Source organism: Pseudomonas sp. Y5-11, from assembly GCF_022368695.1.
Classification (GTDB): domain Bacteria; phylum Pseudomonadota; class Gammaproteobacteria; order Pseudomonadales; family Pseudomonadaceae; genus Aquipseudomonas; species Aquipseudomonas parakoreensis.
Genome location: NZ_CP058974.1, coordinates 3,265,047 through 3,284,355 on the forward strand (window position 1 = coordinate 3,265,047; position 19,309 = coordinate 3,284,355).

21 protein-coding genes and 2 pseudogenes are annotated in these 19,309 nt (G+C 60.4%); 10 read left to right on the forward strand and 13 right to left on the reverse strand.

The genetic code is table 11. The annotated features are described in order from the left end of the window. Positions 1–497: 497 nt before the first annotated feature. From infA to HXW87_RS14525, 4 genes and pseudogenes are all read right to left on the reverse strand, one after another. Positions 498–716, reverse strand: a complete 219-nt coding sequence (infA, locus tag HXW87_RS14510) for a translation initiation factor IF-1 (RefSeq protein WP_002553999.1) — start codon at positions 714–716, stop codon at positions 498–500. 112 nt (positions 717–828) lie between these two features. Then, complete coding sequence (locus tag HXW87_RS14515) at positions 829–1,536, reverse strand: arginyltransferase (RefSeq protein ID WP_182404278.1); 708 nt, start codon at positions 1,534–1,536, stop codon at positions 829–831. A 57-nt stretch (positions 1,537–1,593) separates the two neighbouring features. Then, positions 1,594–2,274, reverse strand: a complete 681-nt coding sequence (gene aat / locus HXW87_RS14520) for a leucyl/phenylalanyl-tRNA--protein transferase (RefSeq protein WP_239776418.1) — start codon at positions 2,272–2,274, stop codon at positions 1,594–1,596. Positions 2,275–2,363: 89 nt separating this feature from the next. Continuing rightward, positions 2,364–2,870: pseudogene (locus HXW87_RS14525) on the reverse strand (FAD-dependent oxidoreductase); the annotation flags it as partial. Between the two features lie 309 nt (positions 2,871–3,179). Here HXW87_RS14525 and HXW87_RS14530 point away from each other — a divergent pair. The 6 genes from HXW87_RS14530 (at position 3,180) to cysG (ending at position 10,864) form a co-directional block, all read left to right on the forward strand. After that, positions 3,180–5,588, forward strand: coding sequence for a DNA translocase FtsK (locus HXW87_RS14530; protein ID WP_095666941.1), 2,409 nt, complete (start codon positions 3,180–3,182; stop codon positions 5,586–5,588). 66 nt (positions 5,589–5,654) lie between these two features. Then, positions 5,655–6,275: an outer membrane lipoprotein chaperone LolA gene (gene lolA / locus HXW87_RS14535; RefSeq protein ID WP_041074219.1), complete on the forward strand. Its 621-nt coding sequence runs from the start codon at positions 5,655–5,657 to the stop codon at positions 6,273–6,275. A 201-nt stretch (positions 6,276–6,476) separates the two neighbouring features. Then, a complete protein-coding gene (locus tag HXW87_RS14540; protein WP_003223849.1) occupies positions 6,477–7,799 on the forward strand; it encodes a replication-associated recombination protein A in 1,323 nt (440 codons plus the stop codon). Further along, complete coding sequence (crcB, locus tag HXW87_RS14545) at positions 7,799–8,173, forward strand: fluoride efflux transporter CrcB (RefSeq protein WP_041074221.1); 375 nt, start codon at positions 7,799–7,801, stop codon at positions 8,171–8,173. The genes HXW87_RS14540 and crcB overlap by 1 nt, the downstream gene beginning before the upstream one ends. A 15-nt stretch (positions 8,174–8,188) precedes the next feature. Continuing rightward, complete coding sequence (serS, locus tag HXW87_RS14550) at positions 8,189–9,469, forward strand: serine--tRNA ligase (protein ID WP_003223852.1); 1,281 nt, start codon at positions 8,189–8,191, stop codon at positions 9,467–9,469. Then, on the forward strand, positions 9,470–10,864 hold the full coding sequence (gene cysG / locus HXW87_RS14555; RefSeq protein ID WP_121184795.1) for a siroheme synthase CysG: 1,395 nt from the start codon (positions 9,470–9,472) through the stop codon (positions 10,862–10,864). A gap of 94 nt (positions 10,865–10,958) precedes the next feature. On the opposite strand, the gene HXW87_RS14560 is transcribed toward cysG, so the two are convergent. The 8 genes from HXW87_RS14560 to HXW87_RS14595 form a co-directional block, all read right to left on the reverse strand. Beyond that, positions 10,959–11,960 (reverse strand): glutathione S-transferase family protein, encoded by a 1,002-nt coding sequence (locus HXW87_RS14560; protein WP_239776419.1) that lies wholly within the window; start codon positions 11,958–11,960, stop codon positions 10,959–10,961. Positions 11,961–12,051: 91 nt separating this feature from the next. Then, positions 12,052–13,053, reverse strand: a complete 1,002-nt coding sequence (locus tag HXW87_RS14565; RefSeq protein WP_182404282.1) for a glycosyl transferase family protein — start codon at positions 13,051–13,053, stop codon at positions 12,052–12,054. Continuing rightward, positions 13,050–13,385: a TusE/DsrC/DsvC family sulfur relay protein gene (locus HXW87_RS14570; protein WP_182404283.1), complete on the reverse strand. Its 336-nt coding sequence runs from the start codon at positions 13,383–13,385 to the stop codon at positions 13,050–13,052. The genes HXW87_RS14565 and HXW87_RS14570 overlap by 4 nt, the downstream gene beginning before the upstream one ends. Next, a complete protein-coding gene (gene tusB / locus HXW87_RS14575; RefSeq protein WP_182404284.1) occupies positions 13,382–13,675 on the reverse strand; it encodes a sulfurtransferase complex subunit TusB in 294 nt (97 codons plus the stop codon). The genes HXW87_RS14570 and tusB overlap by 4 nt, the downstream gene beginning before the upstream one ends. Beyond that, positions 13,675–14,031, reverse strand: coding sequence for a sulfurtransferase complex subunit TusC (tusC, locus tag HXW87_RS14580; RefSeq protein ID WP_047295096.1), 357 nt, complete (start codon positions 14,029–14,031; stop codon positions 13,675–13,677). The genes tusB and tusC overlap by 1 nt, the downstream gene beginning before the upstream one ends. Before the next feature lies 1 nt (position 14,032). Continuing rightward, complete coding sequence (gene tusD / locus HXW87_RS14585) at positions 14,033–14,425, reverse strand: sulfurtransferase complex subunit TusD (protein WP_182404285.1); 393 nt, start codon at positions 14,423–14,425, stop codon at positions 14,033–14,035. Positions 14,426–14,661: 236 nt separating this feature from the next. Next, positions 14,662–15,366 carry a YoaK family protein gene (locus HXW87_RS14590; protein ID WP_239776420.1) on the reverse strand — a complete coding sequence of 235 codons (705 nt, stop codon included), beginning with the start codon at positions 15,364–15,366 and terminating at the stop codon, positions 14,662–14,664. Between the two features lie 25 nt (positions 15,367–15,391). Continuing rightward, positions 15,392–15,721 (reverse strand): DUF6388 family protein, encoded by a 330-nt coding sequence (locus tag HXW87_RS14595; RefSeq protein ID WP_047295092.1) that lies wholly within the window; start codon positions 15,719–15,721, stop codon positions 15,392–15,394. 134 nt (positions 15,722–15,855) lie between these two features. Here HXW87_RS14595 and HXW87_RS14600 point away from each other — a divergent pair, with 134 nt between their 5' ends. Then, positions 15,856–16,206, forward strand: a complete 351-nt coding sequence (locus tag HXW87_RS14600; RefSeq protein WP_041074236.1) for a hypothetical protein — start codon at positions 15,856–15,858, stop codon at positions 16,204–16,206. A gap of 88 nt (positions 16,207–16,294) precedes the next feature. Here HXW87_RS14600 and HXW87_RS14605 read toward each other — a convergent pair whose 3' ends face one another. Further along, positions 16,295–16,720: a GNAT family N-acetyltransferase gene (locus tag HXW87_RS14605; protein WP_239776421.1), complete on the reverse strand. Its 426-nt coding sequence runs from the start codon at positions 16,718–16,720 to the stop codon at positions 16,295–16,297. Between the two features lie 147 nt (positions 16,721–16,867). Here HXW87_RS14605 and HXW87_RS14610 point away from each other — a divergent pair, with 147 nt between their 5' ends. From HXW87_RS14610 to HXW87_RS14620, 3 genes and pseudogenes are all read left to right on the forward strand, one after another. Then, entirely contained in the window at positions 16,868–17,305 is a 438-nt protein-coding gene (locus HXW87_RS14610) for a hemerythrin domain-containing protein (RefSeq protein ID WP_041074240.1), read from the forward strand. A 222-nt stretch (positions 17,306–17,527) separates the two neighbouring features. Next, positions 17,528–18,163, forward strand: a complete 636-nt coding sequence (locus tag HXW87_RS14615; RefSeq protein WP_047295087.1) for a lytic polysaccharide monooxygenase auxiliary activity family 9 protein — start codon at positions 17,528–17,530, stop codon at positions 18,161–18,163. A 40-nt stretch (positions 18,164–18,203) separates the two neighbouring features. After that, positions 18,204–19,205: pseudogene (locus HXW87_RS14620) on the forward strand (chitinase); the annotation flags it as partial. Positions 19,206–19,309 lie beyond the last annotated feature (104 nt).

A 19,309-nucleotide genomic window follows, 5' to 3' on the forward strand; every position in this document is an offset into this window, starting at 1 on the left:
TGTGGGAGCTGGCTTGCCAGCGATGGCGGCCTGACAGCCGACCAAATTTCTAACTGAATACACCCAATCCCCTGTAGGAGCTGCCGAAGGCTGCGATCTTTTGATCTGGCTCTGGCTCTGGCTCTGGCTTTTGATCTTGACTTGGCTTTTGATTTTTTGCCCCTTCGGCAGGCCGAGCGAAGGTGTTCATCCGGGGGTAGGCGCGCAGCGCCGTGCGGCGAAGCCGCATGCATCGAGAGGAGGTGCAGCGAAGCAAACCGTAGGCGATGCCCCCGGATGGGCACCGTAGCGAGGGAACACTGAGCCTCAGCGAAGTGCCGTACGCCGGGGCAAAGCCTTTTGGGTTACCTTTTCGGCGTTTGGAAAAGGTGACTCGCTGTAAGAGCGAAACCGCCAGAAGCCATCACCGCAGCAACGGATATGCCCGCAAAACAAAAACCCAAATCCCAGACAAACAAAAACGCCCGGCATAAACCGGGCGTCTTGTATTGACTTGATTAGCGAGCGCGGTAAGTGATGCGCCCTTTGCTCAAGTCATAGGGCGTCAGCTCGACGCGCACTTTGTCACCGGTAAGAATACGAATGTAGTTCTTGCGCATCTTGCCGGAGATATGCGCGGTTACGACGTGCCCATTTTCCAACTCCACACGAAACATGGTGTTGGGCAGGGTGTCGACGACAGTGCCTTCCATTTCGAAGCTGTCTTCTTTCGACATGCAGTAAAGCCCTCGGTGTCCAATGAATGGCCCGGTGCAACTGCGCCAGGCAAAAGCGGCGTGCATTGTGCCCGAAAAAGGGGGTTCAAGCCAAGGGGTTTAGGGCTTGCGATTAGTTCAGGATTACCCAGCGCTGATTGATCAGCAATTCGATGGGGCGATATTGGGTCTTGTAGTTCATCTTTTTGCAGTTCTTGATCCAGTATCCGAGATACACCGCTTCCAGCCCCAGGCGCTGGCTTTCGGCGATTTGCCACAGGATCGCGAAGCGCCCCAGGCTGCGGCGCTCCTCGTCAGGTTCGTAAAAGGTGTAGACCGCCGACAAGCCGTTGGGCAGCAGATCGGTCACAGCAACGGCGAGTAACCGTCCGTCGAGTCGAAATTCATAGAAGCGCGAGAAAGGCAGGTCGCGCACCAGAAAGGTCGAGAACTGGTCGCGGCTTGGCGGGTACATGTCGCCGTCGGCGTGTCGCTGTTCGATATAGCGCTGGTACAGGTCGAAATATTCTTCGCTGAAATGCGGTTTCACCGGGCGCACCTGCAGATCGGCATTGCGTTTGAAAATGCGTTTCTGCTGGCGGTTGGGGTTGAACTGCGATACCGGGATGCGTGCAGGCACGCACGCATTGCAATTCTGGCAATGGGGCCGATACAGATGATCGCCGCTGCGGCGAAAGCCCATTTCCGACAGGTCTGCGTAGACGTGCACATCCATGGGCTGACTCGGGTCGAGAAACAGCGTCGTCGCCTGCTCCTCGGGCAGATAACTGCAGGAATGAGGCTGAGTGGCATAGAACTTCAAGCGCGCCAACTCGGTCATGATCAACCCTCGGGATAAGCTGGTGAATTAAGTGTAAGCCACGCGCGCAAAAGTCGCTCAGCAAACCCAGGTGGCGCGACTGGATTGGTCCAGGTGGCGGGCCAGGTAGTTGGCGAATTCGTGGCGGGGGATCGCCCGGGCGCCGAGGCTGTGCAGATGATCGGTCGGCATCTGGCAATCAATCAGAACGAATCCCGCCTCTTTCAGATGCTGCACCAGCGTGGCAAAGCCATATTTGGAGGCGTTGTCGGCGCGGCTGAACATCGATTCTCCAAAAAACAGCTGACCCATCGCCAGGCCATACAGGCCGCCGACCAGTTGTCCCTCATCCCAGACCTCGACCGAGTGGGCGAAGCCGCGGCGGTGCAGTTCGAGGTAGGCGTCCTGCATCGCTTCGGTAATCCAGGTGCCATCGGCGTAGTCCCGGGGCGCGGCGCAGGCGCGAATCACGGCTGCGAAATCCCGATCGAAGGTCACCTGGTAGCGTTGCTTGCGCAGCAGCTTGCCGAGGCTGCGCGAGACATGCAGTTCGTCGGGAAACAGAACGGTGCGCGGATCCGGCGACCACCAGAGGATTGGCTGGCCCTCGGAAAACCATGGAAAACAGCCGTGCCGGTAAGCCTGCACCAGGCGGTCGGCGGACAGGTCGCCACCGGCGGCCAGCAATCCATTGGGATCGCGCATGGCCCTTTCCAAGGGCGGGAAAGTCAGGGAATTGCGTTGTAACCAAGTCAGCATGGCGTCCAGGCTTGCAGAAGGGGAGGGCGGTGCGGGCCCGAGGCCCGCGATAAAGTGTGCCGTTAAATGACAGGAATGTCGTCCAGATACTTCGCAATGTTCGACAGGTACACGGCTTCCTCGACGGCAGTGTTGCCGCCGTCCGCTACGGCGGCCACCTGATTGCGGTAGAAAAAGCCGTCACAGGTCGCACGAGCCGACCCCCCTTTGCTCGCGACGTTTTCTTCCGAGGCCAGTCCCGGATACTGCGCCGAAGCGCCGGTGGCGATGATCAGGGCGTCGCAGGTATAAGTGCCGCTGTCGCCGATGAGTTCGAACGGGCGCTGCTGCAACTTGGCGGTGTGGATGTGGTCGTAAACGATCTCGGTGGCAAAGCGTTCGGCGTGTCTCTGCATGCGCTCCATCAGTACCGGGCCGGTGAGGCCTTCGACGTCGCCGGGCCAATTGTCGCCTTCGACGGTGGTGAGCTGACCACCCGCCTGCAAGCCGGTAATGACCACCGGTTTGAGGTTGGCGCGGGCGGCGTATACGGCGGCGCTGCAGCCGGCAGGGCCGGAGCCAGGAATGATCAGGCGTGAATGCTTCGCTGCGTTCATCAAATACACCTCATAAGCCTTTGTCACAAAAGACAATGCATGCTCAAATTGAACCGCAGGATTTGTGCGGTTGGCTATGCTCAGCTAAGGGGTTTGAAGCATGGCATCAGCCGCGCAAACCCGTACAATGCCGGGCTGTTACAGAATATTTGTAGAGCGCTGTGTTTATAGCTGTGTTTATAAAAGCTGCGGCACAGTGTTAAAAGTAGTCTCAGATGCGCCGGTTCACTTTTTTACCTGCCTGGATTGGGCAGTTTTTTATCGTCATTCAATAGATGGACGCGCCTTGGGCGCAGGAAAAGAAGCGTTTTGAAGAAATCCACCGCAGCACCAAAAACAGTCGTTCCGCTCTGGCGCCAGCAATTGCACTACCGGCTCAAGGAAGGTGCATTGATCGCCATCGGTGCCTTGTGCCTGTTCCTGATGATGGCCCTGCTGACCTACGGCAAGGACGATCCGGGCTGGAGCCACAACAGCAAGATCGACGACGTGCAGAACTTCGGCGGCCCGGCCGGCTCCTACAGCGCCGATATCCTGTTCATGGTGCTGGGTTATTTCGCATATATTTTCCCGCTGCTGCTCGCGGTCAAGGCCTACCAGATCTTCCGTCAGCGTCACGAGCCGTGGCAGTGGAGCGGCTGGCTGTTCTCCTGGCGCCTGATCGGTCTGGTGTTCCTGGTACTGTCCGGCGCTGCGCTGGCGCATATCCATTTCCATGCTGCCACCGGTCTGCCGGCGGGTGCGGGCGGGGCGCTGGGCGAAAGTCTCGGTGATCTGGCGCGCAACGCGCTGAATATCCAGGGCAGCACGCTGCTGTTCATCGCGTTGTTCCTGTTTGGCCTGACGGTGTTCACCGACCTGTCGTGGTTCAAGGTGATGGACGTCACCGGCAAGATCACCCTCGACCTGTTCGAACTGTTTCAGGGCGCGATCAACCGCTGGTGGTCGGCCCGTACCGAGCGCAAGCAACTGGTCGCGCAGTTGCGTGAGGTTGATGACCGCGTCCACGACGTCGTGGCGCCGACCGTCACCGACAAACGTGAACAGGCCAAGGTCAAGGAGCGCCTCATCGAGCGCGAGCAGGCCTTGAGCAAGCACATGTCGGATCGCGAGAAGCAGGTGCCCCCGGTCATCGCCCCGGCGCCGGTCAAAGCACCGGAGCCAAGCAAGCGCGTGCAGAAAGAGAAGCAGGTGCCGTTGTTCGTCGACAGCGCCGTGGAAGGTACTTTGCCGCCGATCTCGATTCTCGATCCGGCGGAAAAGAAACAACTCAATTATTCGCCGGAATCCCTGGCTGCCGTCGGCCACTTGCTGGAGATCAAGCTCAAGGAGTTCGGCGTCGAAGTCACCGTGGATTCGATCCATCCTGGACCGGTGATTACCCGTTACGAAATTCAGCCTGCCGCTGGCGTCAAGGTCAGCCGCATCGCCAACCTGGCCAAAGACCTCGCACGTTCGCTGGCGGTGACCAGCGTGCGCGTGGTCGAGGTGATTCCGGGCAAGACCACGGTCGGTATCGAAATTCCCAACGAAGACCGGCAGATCGTGCGTTTCTCCGAAGTGCTGTCGACCCCCGAGTACGACAACTTCAAGTCGCCGGTCACTCTGGCCCTGGGCCACGACATTGGCGGCAAACCGGTCATCACCGACCTGGCCAAGATGCCGCACCTGCTGGTGGCCGGTACCACCGGTTCCGGTAAGTCGGTGGGCGTGAACGCGATGATCCTGTCGATCCTGTTCAAGTCCGGCCCGGACGACGCCAAACTGATCATGATCGACCCGAAAATGCTCGAGCTGTCGATCTACGAAGGCATTCCGCACCTGCTGTGCCCGGTAGTGACCGACATGAAGGACGCCGCCAACGCCCTGCGCTGGAGCGTTGCCGAGATGGAGCGCCGATACAAGCTGATGGCGAAGATGGGCGTGCGTAACCTTTCGGGCTTCAATGCCAAGGTCAAGGAAGCCCAGGACGCCGGCGAGCCGTTGAGCGACCCGCTGTACAAGCGCGAAAGCATTCACGACGAAGCGCCATTGCTGCAGAAGCTGCCGACCATCGTTGTGGTGGTCGACGAATTCGCCGACATGATGATGATCGTCGGCAAGAAGGTCGAAGAACTGATCGCCCGTATCGCGCAGAAGGCACGTGCCGCCGGTATCCACTTGATCCTCGCGACCCAGCGTCCTTCTGTGGACGTGATCACCGGTCTGATCAAAGCCAACATTCCGACCCGTATGGCGTTCCAGGTGTCGAGCAAGATCGACTCGCGGACCATCATCGATCAGGGCGGCGCCGAGCAACTGCTCGGGCACGGTGACATGCTCTACATGCCGCCGGGCACCAGCCTGCCGATCCGGGTACACGGCGCGTTCGTTTCCGACGATGAAGTACACCGCGTGGTGGAAGCGTGGAAACTGCGTGGCGCACCGGAATACAACGATGACATCCTCAACGGTGTCGAAGAGGCGGGCAGCGGCTTTGAAGGCAGCAGCGGTGGTGGCGACGGTGATGATGCCGAGACCGACGCGCTCTACGACGAAGCCGTGCAGTTCGTGCTGGAAAGCCGCCGGGCGTCGATTTCTGCGGTACAGCGCAAGCTGAAGATCGGTTACAACCGCGCCGCGCGCATGATCGAAGCCATGGAAATGGCCGGGGTCGTCACCTCAATGAACACCAACGGTTCGCGTGAAGTTCTGGCTCCCGGCCCGGTGCGCGACTGATTGCCAAGCAAGAGGCGGGACAATGATGTGCCGCCGCTCTCCCAACGAGTATTCAAGAGGACTCCCATGCGTCTTATCCGCATGCTGTTGCCAGTACTGGCGCTGACCACGCTCACGGCCCACGCCGATGACAAGGACGTGGCGCGTCTGACTCAATTGCTGGAAACATCGAAAACCCTGACCGCGAACTTCTCCCAGCTGACCCTCGATGGTAGCGGCACCCAGTTGCAGGAAACTCGCGGTGATATGGTCCTGCAGCGTCCGGGCCTGTTCTACTGGCACACCGAAGCACCAAACGAGCAGACCATGGTTTCCGACGGCAAGAAGGTCACCCTGTGGGATCCGGATCTGGAGCAGGCGACCATCAAGAAGCTCGACGAGCGTCTGACTCAGACCCCGGCGCTGCTGCTCTCCGGTGACGTGTCGAAGATCAGCCAGAGCTTTGAGATCAGTGCCAAAGAGGCGGGCGGCGTGATCGACTTCACCCTCAAGCCGAAGACCAAGGACACTCTGTTCGACAGTCTGCGTCTGTCGTTCCGCAACGGCCTGGTGAATGACATGCAACTGATCGACAGCGTCGGCCAGCGCACCAACATTCTGTTCACCGGGGTCAAGGCCAACGAAGCGGTGCCGGCGTCGAAGTTCAAGTTCGACATCCCGAAGGGTGCTGACGTTATCCAGGAATAAACCCCGGATCCCGGGTCGGGTTCTTGTGGCCTGGAGCTTTTGTGGCGAGGGGATTTATCCCCGATGGGCTGCAAAGCAGCCCCAAAAAAGGTGACTGCTGCGTAGTCCATCGGGGATAAATCCCCTCACCACAGGGTCACCAACAGGTGTCCACAGGTATTCCAACCGGTTTCAGACAATCAGAGGTTTCAACGCTACGTGATGGATCTGTTTCGCAGTGCACCGATTGCCCAGCCGCTGGCCGCGCGTTTGCGCGCGACCAATCTGGATGAGTACGTCGGTCAGGAGCACGTGCTCGCTCGCGGCAAGCCTCTGCGTGAGGCGCTGGAGCAGGGTGCCCTGCATTCGATGATCTTCTGGGGGCCGCCGGGTGTGGGCAAGACCACCCTGGCGCGCTTGCTCGCGGAAGTCTCGGACGCGCATTTCGAAACGGTCTCGGCAGTGCTCGCCGGGGTCAAGGAAATCCGTCAGGCGGTGGAAATCGCCAAGCAGCAGGCCGGCCAGTACGGCAAGCGCACGATTCTGTTCGTCGATGAAGTGCACCGCTTCAACAAATCGCAGCAGGATGCCTTCCTGCCCTACGTTGAAGACGGCACGCTGATTTTCATCGGCGCCACCACTGAAAACCCTTCGTTTGAATTGAACAACGCGTTGTTGTCGCGGGCTCGCGTCTATGTGCTGAAAAGCCTCGACGAGACAGCACTGCGCAAACTGGTGCACCGCGCACTCACCGAAGAGCGTGGCCTGGGCAAGCGCAACCTGACCCTCAGCGATGAAGGCTTCCAGATGCTGCTGTCTGCCGCCGATGGCGATGGCCGGCGCCTGCTCAATCTGCTGGAGAACGCTTCGGACCTGGCCGAAGACAACAGCGAAATGGGCACCGAGCTCCTGCAAAGCCTGCTCGGCGACACCCGACGGCGCTTCGACAAGGGCGGCGAAGCGTTCTACGACCAGATCTCCGCGCTGCACAAATCGGTACGCGGTTCCAACCCTGATGGCGCGCTGTACTGGTTCGCGCGGATGATCGATGGCGGTTGCGATCCGTTGTACCTGGCGCGACGCGTGGTGCGCATGGCCAGCGAAGACATCGGCAACGCCGATCCGCGCGCGCTGAGCCTGTGCCTGGCGGCGTGGGAAGTGCAGGAGCGTCTTGGTAGCCCGGAAGGCGAACTGGCGGTGGCCCAGGCCATCACCTATCTCGCCTGTGCGCCGAAAAGCAACGCGGTGTACATGGGTTTCAAGACTGCACTGCGCGCCGCTGCCGAATACGGTTCGCTGGAAGTGCCGCTGCACTTGCGCAATGCACCGACCAAGCTGATGAAGCAATTGGGCTATGGCGACGAATACCGCTACGCCCACGACGAACCGGACGCCTATGCCGCCGGCGAAGATTATTTCCCGGAAGAGCTCGAGCCCATTCCGTTCTATCAACCGGTGCCTCGTGGCCTGGAATTGAAGATCGGCGAGAAGCTCAACCACCTCGCCCAACTCGACCGTTTAAGCCCAAGACAGCGGAGAAAATAGTGCTTCCATTGATTGTTGCGGTCTCCGTCGGCGGAATCGCCGGCACGCTGTTGCGCTTCGCCACCGCTAATTGGGTCAACGCCAATTGGCCGCGGCACTTCTATACCGCGACGCTGGCCGTTAATATCGTGGGCTGTCTGCTGATTGGCGTGTTGTACGGCCTGTTTTTGATACGCCCGGAGGTGCCGATCGAGGTGCGCGCCGGGTTGATGGTCGGCTTCCTCGGGGGGCTGACGACTTTTTCATCCTTTTCACTGGATACGGTGCGCCTGCTGGAAAGCGGGCAAGTGCCGCTGGCCCTGGGCTATGCGGCGATCAGCGTATTCGGCGGGCTGCTCGCGACATGGGCCGGCCTGTCCTTGACCAAACTTTGATAACGAGAAACCGACATGCTCGATTCCAAACTGTTACGTAGCAACCTTCAGGACGTAGCGGACCGCCTGGCTTCCCGTGGCTTTGCCCTGGATACCGCGCGCATCGAAGCGCTGGAAGAACAGCGCAAGACCGTCCAGACCCGCACCGAAGCACTGCAGGCTGAGCGTAACGCGCGTTCCAAATCCATCGGACAGGCCAAGCAGCGCGGCGAAGACATCGCGCCGCTGATGGCGGACGTCGAGCGCATGGCGGGCGAGCTGAGTGCCGGTAAAGTCGAGCTGGACGCGATCCAGACCGAACTGGACTCGATCCTGCTGGGTATCCCCAACCTGCCGCACGAATCGGTACCGGTCGGCAAAGACGAAGACGACAACGTCGAAGTGCGCCGCTGGGGCACGCCGACGCAGTTCGATTTCGAAGTGAAAGACCACGTTGCGCTGGGCGAGAAGTTCGGCTGGCTGGACTTCGAGACCGCCGCCAAGCTCTCCGGCGCCCGTTTCGCCTTGCTGCGTGGTCCGATTGCTCGCCTGCATCGCGCCCTGGCGCAGTTCATGATCAACCTGCATGTCAACGAGCATGGCTACGAAGAGGCCTACACGCCTTATCTGGTTCAGGCTCCGGCGCTGCAAGGCACCGGTCAGTTGCCGAAGTTCGAAGAAGACCTGTTCAAGATCGCTCGCGAAGGCGAAGCCGATCTGTACCTGATCCCGACTGCTGAAGTGTCGCTGACCAACATCGTGGCCGGTGAAATCGTCGATTCGAAACTGCTGCCGATCAAGTTCGTCGCCCACACTCCGTGCTTCCGCAGCGAAGCCGGCGCATCGGGTCGTGACACTCGCGGGATGATCCGTCAGCACCAGTTCGACAAGGTTGAAATGGTCCAGATCGTCGAGCCGTCGACCTCGATGGAAGCACTGGAAGGCCTGACCGCCAACGCCGAAAAAGTCCTGCAACTGCTGGGTCTGCCTTATCGCACCCTGGCGCTGTGCACCGGCGACATGGGCTTCAGCGCCGTGAAGACCTACGACCTGGAAGTGTGGATTCCGAGCCAGGACAAGTACCGCGAAATTTCCTCGTGCTCCAACTGCGGCGACTTCCAGGCCCGCCGTATGCAAGCGCGTTTCCGTAACCCGGAAACCGGCAAGCCTGAACTGGTACACACCCTGAACGGTTCCGGCCTGGCGGTCGGTCGTACACTGGTTGCCGTGCTGGAAAACTACCAGCAGGCCGACGGTTCGATCCGCGTGCCGGACGTACTGAAACCGTACATGGGTGGCCTTGAGGTCATCGGCTAAATGAAATATCTGCCGCTGTTTCACAACCTGCGCGGCAGTCGTGTGTTGGTGGTCGGTGGGGGGGAAATTGCCTTGCGCAAATCCCGCCTGCTGGCCGATGCCGGTGCGCTGCTGCGGGTGGTCGCACCTGAAATCGAAGCGCAACTGCGCGAACTGGTCACTGCCAGCGGTGGTGAATGCCTGTTGCGTGGTTATGTGGAAGCGGATCTGGACGGCTGCGGCCTGATCATCGCCGCCACCGACGATGAAACGCTCAACGCCCAGGTCTCCAGCGATGCCCATCGACGTTGCGTGCCGGTCAACGTGGTCGACGCGCCGCAGTTGTGCAGCGTGATCTTCCCGGCGATCGTCGATCGCTCGCCGCTGATCATCGCGGTGTCCAGCGGCGGCGATGCGCCAGTGCTGGCGCGGCTGATTCGCGCCAAGATCGAAACCTGGATTCCTTCGACTTACGGCCAGTTGGCCGGCCTTGCCGCACGTTTCCGCAATCAGGTGAAAAACCTGTTGCCGGATGTGCAGCAGCGTCGCGGGTTCTGGGAAGACGTGTTCCAGGGCCCGATTGCCGACAGGCAACTGGCGGGGCAGGGCGCCGAGGCCGAGCGTCTGTTGCAGGCCAAGATTGATGGCGAGGCGGACATCACCACCGGTGAGGTGTATCTGGTGGGCGCCGGACCGGGCGATCCGGACCTGCTGACCTTCCGCGCCTTGCGCTTGATGCAGCAAGCCGACGTGGTGCTTTACGACCGCTTGGTCGCGCCGGCGATTCTTGAGCTGTGCCGTCGCGATGCCGAGCGTGTCTACGTCGGCAAGCGTCGCTCCGACCATGCGGTTCCGCAGGACCAGATCAATCAGCAACTGGTGGACCTGGCCAAGGCCGGTAAGCGGGTGGTGCGCTTGAAGGGCGGTGACCCGTTCATCTTCGGTCGCGGCGGTGAAGAGATCGAAGAGCTGGCGGCCCATGGCATTCCGTTCCAGGTGGTGCCGGGGATCACGGCGGCCAGCGGTTGCGCGGCGTATGCCGGGATTCCGTTGACCCATCGCGATTACGCGCAATCGGTGCGTTTCGTCACCGGTCACCTGAAGGACGGTTCCACCGATCTGCCGTGGGCCGACCTCGTCGCCCCGGCGCAGACGCTGGTGTTCTACATGGGCCTGGTGGGCTTGCCGGTGATCTGCGAGCAGTTGATCAAGCACGGTCGCCGCGCGGACACCCCGGCGGCGTTGATCCAGCAGGGCACGACGGTCAATCAGCGGGTCTTTACCGGGACGCTGGCGGACCTGCCACGCCTGGTGGCGGAGCATGAAGTGCATGCGCCGACGCTGGTGATTGTGGGTGAAGTGGTGCAGTTGCGCGAGAAACTGGCGTGGTTCGAAGGGGCTCAGGCGCAAGTTTGAGTCAAAGCAAAAAGATCGCAGCCTGCGGCAGCTCCTACATGAGAATGCGTTCCCTGTAGGAGCTGCCGCAGGCTGCGATCTTTTGCTTTTGCTGTTAGCCCTTCAACCAAACCCCTTTCGCATTCAGGCGCTCCCGGTCATGCGCCACACTGAAATCCTGCTCTGGCCCCTTCGGCACAATCCCCGTGGGATTGATGGTCTTGTGGCTACCGTAGTAGTGATTTTTGATGTGCTGAAAATCCACGGTCTCGCCAATCCCCGGCCACTGATACAGCTCACGCAGCCAGTTCGACAGGTTCGGATAATCGGCAATTCGCCGCAGATTGCACTTGAAGTGCCCGTGGTACACCGCATCGAAGCGAATCATCGTGGTGAAAAGACGCACGTCTGCTTCAGTCAGGTATTCGCCAGTCAGGTAACGATTGGCGCCCAGCACTCGCTCCAGATGATCCAGTTCGGCAAACACTTCATCGAACGCCTCTTCGTAGGCGTGTTGCGAGGTGGCGAAGCCGGCGCGATATACGCCGTTGTTCACCGCCGGATAAATCCGCTCGTTCAGTGCATCGATCTCGCCACGTAACGGTGCCGGGTAGAAGTCCAGCTCGTTACCGGTCAGGCCATCGAAGGCGCTGTTGAACATGCGGATGATTTCCGCCGACTCATTGCTGACAATGCGCTTGAGTTTCTTGTCCCACAACACCGGCACGGTGACGCGCCCGGTGTAATCCGGGGTGTCGGCGGTGTAGCGCTGGTGCATGAAGTCAAAGTGATCGAGCTTGTCGCCGGTCGAGCCCAAGGCCTTGTCGAAGGTCCAGCCGTTTTCCAGCATCAGCCAGCTGACCACGGACACGTCGATCAGGCTTTCCAGACCTTTGAGCTTGCGCAGGATCAACGTGCGGTGTGCCCACGGGCAGGCGAGCGATACATAGAGGTGATAGCGCCCGGCTTCGGCGGCGAAACCGCCTTCACCGCTCGGCCCGGGCTGGCCGTCAGCGGTGACCCAGTGGCGACGTTGCGCCTGTTCGCGCTGGAACGCGCCATCCTTGCTGCTTTCGTACCACTTGTCCTGCCAGCGGCCATCGACGAGTAAACCCATGATCAAGACTCCTGAATCCAATAAGCGTTGGAGCCGAGTCTATTCCGATGAGTTCGAACAAAAAGCGCAAAAATCGGGCGTCTATGATCGGTTAAATCGATTTTTTGCGCGCCGCCCAGTATTGCTCGGCGGTTTCGAACGCTTGCTCGCGGCTTTGCCCGAGGCCACGCAAGGCCAGGGCCATGGTCGAGATCAGGGCCATTTGCGGATAGCTGTCGACCACGTCGCCACGCCACACCGCTTTGAGATGTTCAACGTCCAGCGAGGCCGGTTTGACGTGGCGCTGGCTCGACAGTTGCGGCCATTCTTCGTCCCAGCTCTCGCCGCCCTTGGTGCCGTACAGATGGCTGTCGGCATCCGGGTTGATCTCGATCTCGCCGCCGTCGCCCTTGACCACGATCGCCGTGTCGCCGAGCAGACCGCTGGCCTCGCGATGCACGGCTTGATAGCCCGGATGAAAAATACTTTGCAGGCCACAACGGGCGCGCAGCGGGTTGAGAATCCGTGCCAGCGAATGGATCGGCGAGCGCAGGCCCATGGTGTTGCGCAGGTCGATCATCTTCTGCAACTGCGGCGCCCAGTCCATCAGCGGCATGAACGCCAGGCCGCCGTTGTCCAGCGCGTTGCCGACCTGCTGCCACGTGCGGCACAGCGGGATGTCCAGCACGCCAAGCAGTTGTTCGGTATACAGACGCCCGGCGGTATGCGCGCCGCCGCCGTGCATAAAGATGCGCACGCCGTTCTGCGCCAGGCACTTGGCCGCCAGCAGGTACCACGGCAGGTGGCGCTTCTTGCCGGCATAGGTCGGCCAGTCCAGATCGACATTCAGCGTTGGCGCTGCCAGGCGCTCGCGCAGGGCCTCGGTGAAACCGGCCATTTCCTCGGCGCTTTCTTCCTTGTGCCGCAGCAGCATCAGAAAGGCTCCGAGCTGGGTGTCTTCGACCTTGTCGTCGAGCACCATGCCCATGGCTTCCCGGGCCTCTTCACGGGTCAGGTCGCGTGCGCCGCGTTTGCCCTTGCCAAGGATTCGCACGAACTGCGCGAACGGGTGCTCGGCGGGCGTTTCGAGGGTCAGCGCTGGAAAGTCGGTCATAGGCAATTCGTCGGTTTGGGCAGGCCCGCCAGTTTCGCGGCGAGTTTGGCAGGGGTGCCTTTGAACAATCGGTTCAGGTGCAGGCTGTTGCCTTTGTCCGGGCCGAGTTTGAGTGCGGTGTATTTGATCAATGGACGGGTGGCTGGCGATAGCTGAAATTCCGCGTAGAAGTTGCGCAGCAGTTCGAGGATTTCCCAGTGTTCGGCAGTCAGTTCGATTTCCTCGGCAGCGGCAAGGGCGCTGGCGACGTCATGGGACCAGTCGTCGAGGTCGACCAGAAAGCCGTCCTTGTCCAGGTCGATGGCGCGGGCGCCTACAGTCATCGAATTCATAGCCAGCTGTTGACCTTGTCGTGGTGGATCGACAGTTCGACGAACGCTGGATAGTCGATAGCCTCGGCCCAGTCGGGAGCAACGATGGCGCGGGCCTGCAGGTCTTCGGCGAGGGCGAACAGCTTGACCCGGCGCTCGTTCAGCTTGGCGAATGGCGCGGTGCCGGGTTGCAGGGCATACACCGCGTCTCCGGACAACAGCAAGGCGTCGGCAGCGCCGATCACGCGCAGGCAACTGTTCAGGCGTTCGTCGCCGAACGGGGAATGAGACAACACATGCAAAGTCGACATCAGAGGGTGATCACCTGGTCGTAACGGTCAATAAGGGCGGTGATTTCGCTGGCGCCGAGCGGCTGCGCTTCGTCCAGCGACAGCGTGCTCAGGCCACGGGCGCTGGCGCTGTCGGTGCAGTAGAACAGTTCTTCAACGCCGAACATCGGCAGCGCCTGCAGGTTGGCGCTCAGGTCTTTCTGTTGCAGGGCCTTGGCGTTCTGTCCGGCGGCCAATTGCAGTACGCCGTCATCGAGAAACAGCAGGCCGATCGGCAGATCGAACGCGCCGCCGGCCAGCACGATGTCCAGCGCCTCGCGGGCGCCGGGGCCGGACCATGGCGACTGGCGGCTGATGATCAACAGGGATTTGGCCATCTCACGCACCTCCGAAACAGATCAGTCGATCGGCGTCCTGCACCGCATCGTGCAACTGGCCGAGGCCGGACAACTCCCACGGCGCGCTGACCGCAACGGCATCACGCTGATAACGCCTGGCCTCTTCGTCATTCAGTACGCCACGACGCAGGGCGGCGGCAATGCATACCACGCCGTCCAGTTGTTGCTCGGTGATGAACGCACGCCACTGTTTGGGCAGGTCCAGTTCGTCCTGCGGGGTGACCACTGCGGCGGAGGCGTTGTAGACGCCGTCCTGATAGAAAAACAACCGGACAATCTCATGCCCACCAGCCAGCGCCGCCTGAGCAAACAGCAGGGCACGGCGCGAGGAGGGCGCATGGGCGGCGGAAAACAGCGCAATGGCGAACTTCATGACGGACTCGATCAGCAAAACTGCGGCCATGATAAAGCTTTATGAAGGCAGCCGCGAAACCCAAGTTGCACACACCGATTACGCGGGAATAACTGTCCGCCTGCTGCTATCGGTCATAGTGCGAATCCATGTAGGAGCTGCGGCACGCTGCGATCTCTTGATCTTTACAAGCAAGATCAAGAGATCGCAGCCTCGTTTCACTCGACAGCTCCTACAGGGGGGGAGTGAGGTTTCGATCAGCGCGGCATATAGCCCAGTTGCCAGCGCCGCGGAATGCTCAGCGACAGCACACCGAGCGCCGCCGCCAGCAAGCCGCTGGCGAACAGCGCCCGAAGCCCGAAATGATGTTCCAGCACTGCGCCGAGAATCGCGCCGATGAACATCCCGCTCCATGGCACCAGTTGCACCCGCCAGCCGTTACGGCGTTCGCCGAGCATCCAGCGGCCGAGCCCACGGCCGAACCGCGATAGCGCGCCGGTCACGTAGGTCAGGCCGACCGGCAGACCATTCACTTCCTCGACCGCCGCGTTAAGCATGCCCATCGCGATGATCGCCGCCAGCAGCGCCGGCAGTTGCGTGTCATACGGCCACGCGGCCGCGAAGCACAGCAGGGTGGCGATGCACAGCAGCAAGGGCAGTGTGCGCCGGCCACTGAGGCGCCCGATGACGATGCCCAAAGCGTTACCGATCACGAACGTGACGACGAGAATGACCAGGCGCAGCGTCAGTCCGAAGTCACCGTCACTGATCGCCACCGCCAGCCGCGTGGTGTTGCCGCTCATGAAGGAAACGAAATCGCCGCTGGCCATGAAGCCGATAGCATCGGTCATGCCTGCCAGCACGGATAGACTTGCCACCAGTGCCAGACCGATACGCCCACGCCATTTCTGCCGATGCAAATGCCCGGACGTGGCGCGGTGAGTCGACGTGGAGGGTAGCATCGGTGACGATATCCTTGAGCGGCGGTTAAGGTTCCAACCCATACAGATCGCAGTAATCGGCCCAGCTCATGTGGGCCATTTCCGCCACTTCGCGGTGCACCTCCATGCGCTGAGCCTGGTACTCCCCGGGCGTTTGCGCCGTGAGCTGCAAGGTCAGTTCCCAAGCGAACAGGCCTTGATTCTCCGCCTCAGCCTCGAAGGCTTCGTGCAGGCGCTCCTCACGATACTGCGCCGGGGTTTCGCCCTTGGCCTGGGCCAACAGCGGGTTGAGGTGATCGAGGGTTTCGCGCAATTCGGGGCGCGCGTCGAGAAACAGTTTCAGGGCTTGTTCATGTCGCTGGTCGGTGGGCGCCATGTGTATTCCTTGTCAGGCTGATGACCCTAGGGTGCCGGAGCGGCCGGCGTGTGTCGCGCTATAAATGCAGTAAAGCAGAACGATTTTGCCGGTTGCGATGATACAGTCCGCTTTTTTCTGAATGAGCGAATGCAATGCGAATTCTGATGGTAGCGCTGGCTGCGACCGTGCTGGCGGGCTGCGCGGGCTCGGTGATGGACGATTCTCGCACCAAAGCCCCTTACAAGGTTCTGACCTCGGACAAGCCCGAGAAAGTCGTGGCCCAGTGCGTGCAATTCGCCTGGCAGGACGAGGCGGTGTTTGGCGTGGACGCCGGCGCGTATCTGCAACCGGGCAAGAAGGGCGGCTCGACGGTGTATACCCGTTCGGCGGAATCGTTTGTCGACGTGACCAGCGATGCGTCGGGGACGGTGCTCAATTACTACGTGCAGAAGGATGATTTTGTCGCCAAGCGGCGATTGGCGGGGTTGGCGACCTGTCTTTGATATTGCGCTGAGCGGCTGCAGGCCCGCTCCCACTTTTGAAATGCATTCCATTGTGGGAGCGAGCCTGCTCGCGAAGGGCTCTTGAGATTCAACCTTTCAGGCGCTTCTGGAAATAATGCCGGCTATGCCCCGGCGGATAGTCGACGATCTCGCCAAACTGGCTGAATCCCAACTTCTTGTAAAACTCCGGCGCCTGAAAATCGAAGGTATCCAGCCAGATGCCCAGGCAGCGCTTCTCGTTGGCCAGCTCTTCGGCCATGGTCATCAGTCTCGAGCCAATACCCTGGCCGCGCCCCTGTTCCGGCACCGAAAGCAACTCGATGTACATCCACTGGAAAATCACCCGGCCATACAAACCGCCGAGTATCGCGTCCTGTTCATCGCGCACCAGCAGGGCGAACGGTTCCGACGTGGAGCCCCCGGTCCGGGCGTCGTTGTACGCAATCAACGGCTCGAGGATAGCCTTGCGCTGTTCTTCCGTAGGGTTCTGCGACAGCTCGATTCGCAACGTCATGCGCAACTTCCTTGTGAGGTGAACGCGCAGCCTATCCTGCCCGGCGGGCGCTTTCCAAGTCCTTGCTCATCCCTTTGGAACCGCCGCTGTTGCGTCGGGGTCTAGCTTCTACAGCGTCATTTCGAACGCGGTTGATGAGGACCCCCCATGAATATTTTCGAAGCCCTTCGCGAAAGCCACGACCGTCAGCGCAATTACGCCAAAGCTCTGGTCGAAACCAGCGGTGATACTCCGGAGCGTGTTGAAGCCTACAAACAGCTCAAGGCCGAACTGCAGGCGCATGAGACCGCCGAAGAACGCCACTTCTACATTCCGCTGATGGAGTTCGACAACGGCGTCGATCTCAGTCGTCACGCGATCTCGGAACACCATGAAATGGACGAGATGATGGAAGAACTGGATGAGACCGAGATGTCCAGCCCGGCGTGGCTGGCCACTGCAAAAAAACTTTCCGACAAGGTTCATCACCATCTCAAGGAGGAGGAGCAGAAATTCTTCCAGATGGCCGGCAAGTTGCTCGACGACAAGCAAAAGGAACAGCTCGCCGGGCAATACGAAAAGGAATACCAAGCACAACTGGAGTGAGTGATGAATGCGGGTTTTTGCTGTGTCGGCGTGTAGGTCTTTAGCCATGCGTCAGGTGGGCGTTGTCGCAATTGACTGTATATTAATCCAGTATTTGCGGCGTTTTCCACTAGAGACGCTGATTGCCTGCGACAAAACCGCCGATGGACAAAAAAACCACCTCCGTTAGCTTGAAGGCCTCTCCTCGGACAGGAGAGTTCTTAAATCAACGGAGTGAAAAACATGAATCAACCACAAGCTCAAACCCAGCTGCGACACGGGCGCGTTACCTCTCCAGCCAGCCGCGGTGCGGTCGCCATCGAGCAAGGATTGCTCGGTGCCTGGCAGGTCAACGAAATGGAAGGCGGCAAGAACTTCCCGGCGCTGACGGCAGGACCTTTTCCTGCGCCCTATGGCAGTGACAGCGACAGCGTCACCCCGCCCGCCGACGGTTACATTCTCAGCGGTGGCAAAACCGATGCCCGTGACTGTGTGAACTTCACCGACGAGGAAATGAGCAAAAAGCTCAACCGTCCGTTCAACTGGCCGTTGCTCAGCGTCACCCCGGGCCAGACCCTGGAAGTGAAGTGGGAATATACCGCGCCGCACACCACCCGCGGCTACCGCTGGATGATCACCAAGGATGGCTGGGATCCGAAACAGCGTATTTCCCGTGCACAGCTCGAGGCGCAGCCTTTCGCCGAAGACTTCTACACTCAGGTGCCGTATTACAGCTATCCGGGGGAATTGAAGGCCAAGGTCAATCATTCGGTGAAGTTGCCGGCCAGCAAAAAGGGTCGTCACGTCATCGTGTTGATGTGGATCGTCGCCAACACAGGTAATGCGTTCTATCAGGCGTTCGACGTCGACTTCAAATAACGGCGAAACGCTCAACCCACAGGTTCTGAAGGATTAGAACATGTCAAATATCGACTTTTCGTTAATGCACAGTCAGGCCGCCGACGCGGCTTCACTGATGCCGAGCATCGCCGGCAAGAAAATTCTCATGGGTTTCTGGCACAACTGGCCGGCCGGCCCGAGTGACGGCTACCGTCAGGGCCGCTTTGCCGAGATCGCTCTGGAGGCGGTGCCCAAGGAGTACAACGTGGTTGCGGTGGCGTTCATGAAGGGCAGCGGGATTCCGACCTTCAAACCGTACAACGTCTCCGATGCCGAGTTCCGGCGCCAGGTCGGCGTGCTCAACAGCCAGGGGCGGGCGGTACTGATCTCCCTGGGCGGCGCCGATGCACACATCGAATTGCGCAGCGGCCAGGAACAGCCGTTGGCCAATGAAATCATCCGTCTGGTGGAAACCTATGGCTTTGACGGGCTGGACATCGATCTTGAACAGAGCGCCATTGATTTCGCTGCCAACAAGACCGTGTTGCCGGCCGCGCTGAAGCTGGTCAAGGATCACTACGCAGGCCAGGGCAAGCATTTCATCATCAGCATGGCCCCGGAGTTTCCGTACCTGACCACCAACGGCAAATACGTCGGTTACCTGCAGGCGCTGGAAGGCTATTACGACTTCATCGCGCCGCAGTTCTACAACCAGGGCGGCGACGGGGTCTGGGTACCGGAAGCCAATAATGGCAATGGCGCGTGGATCGCGCAGAACAACGACGCGCTGAAAGAGGATTTCCTCTATTACCTGACCGAAAGTCTGGTGACCGGTACCCGGGGCTTCACCAGAATCCCGGCGGACAAGTTCGTCATCGGCCTGCCGGCCAACGTCGATGCCGCTGCCACCGGTTATGTGATCGACAGCACCGCCGTGGGCAATGCGCTCAAGCGTCTGGCGATCAAGGGGCTGCCGATCAAGGGCCTGATGACCTGGTCGGTGAACTGGGACAACGGCGTCAGCAAGGATCGCCTGCCGTACAACTGGGAGTTCAGCCGGCGTTATGGACCGCTGATTCACAGCGCTCGAACAGCGGCGCAGGAAACGGATGATGCGTTGTCGCGCATCGCCCGTTAATCGCAGGTAAAGAAGCCCGGTAGCGCTGCCGGGCTTTTTTTGTGGGC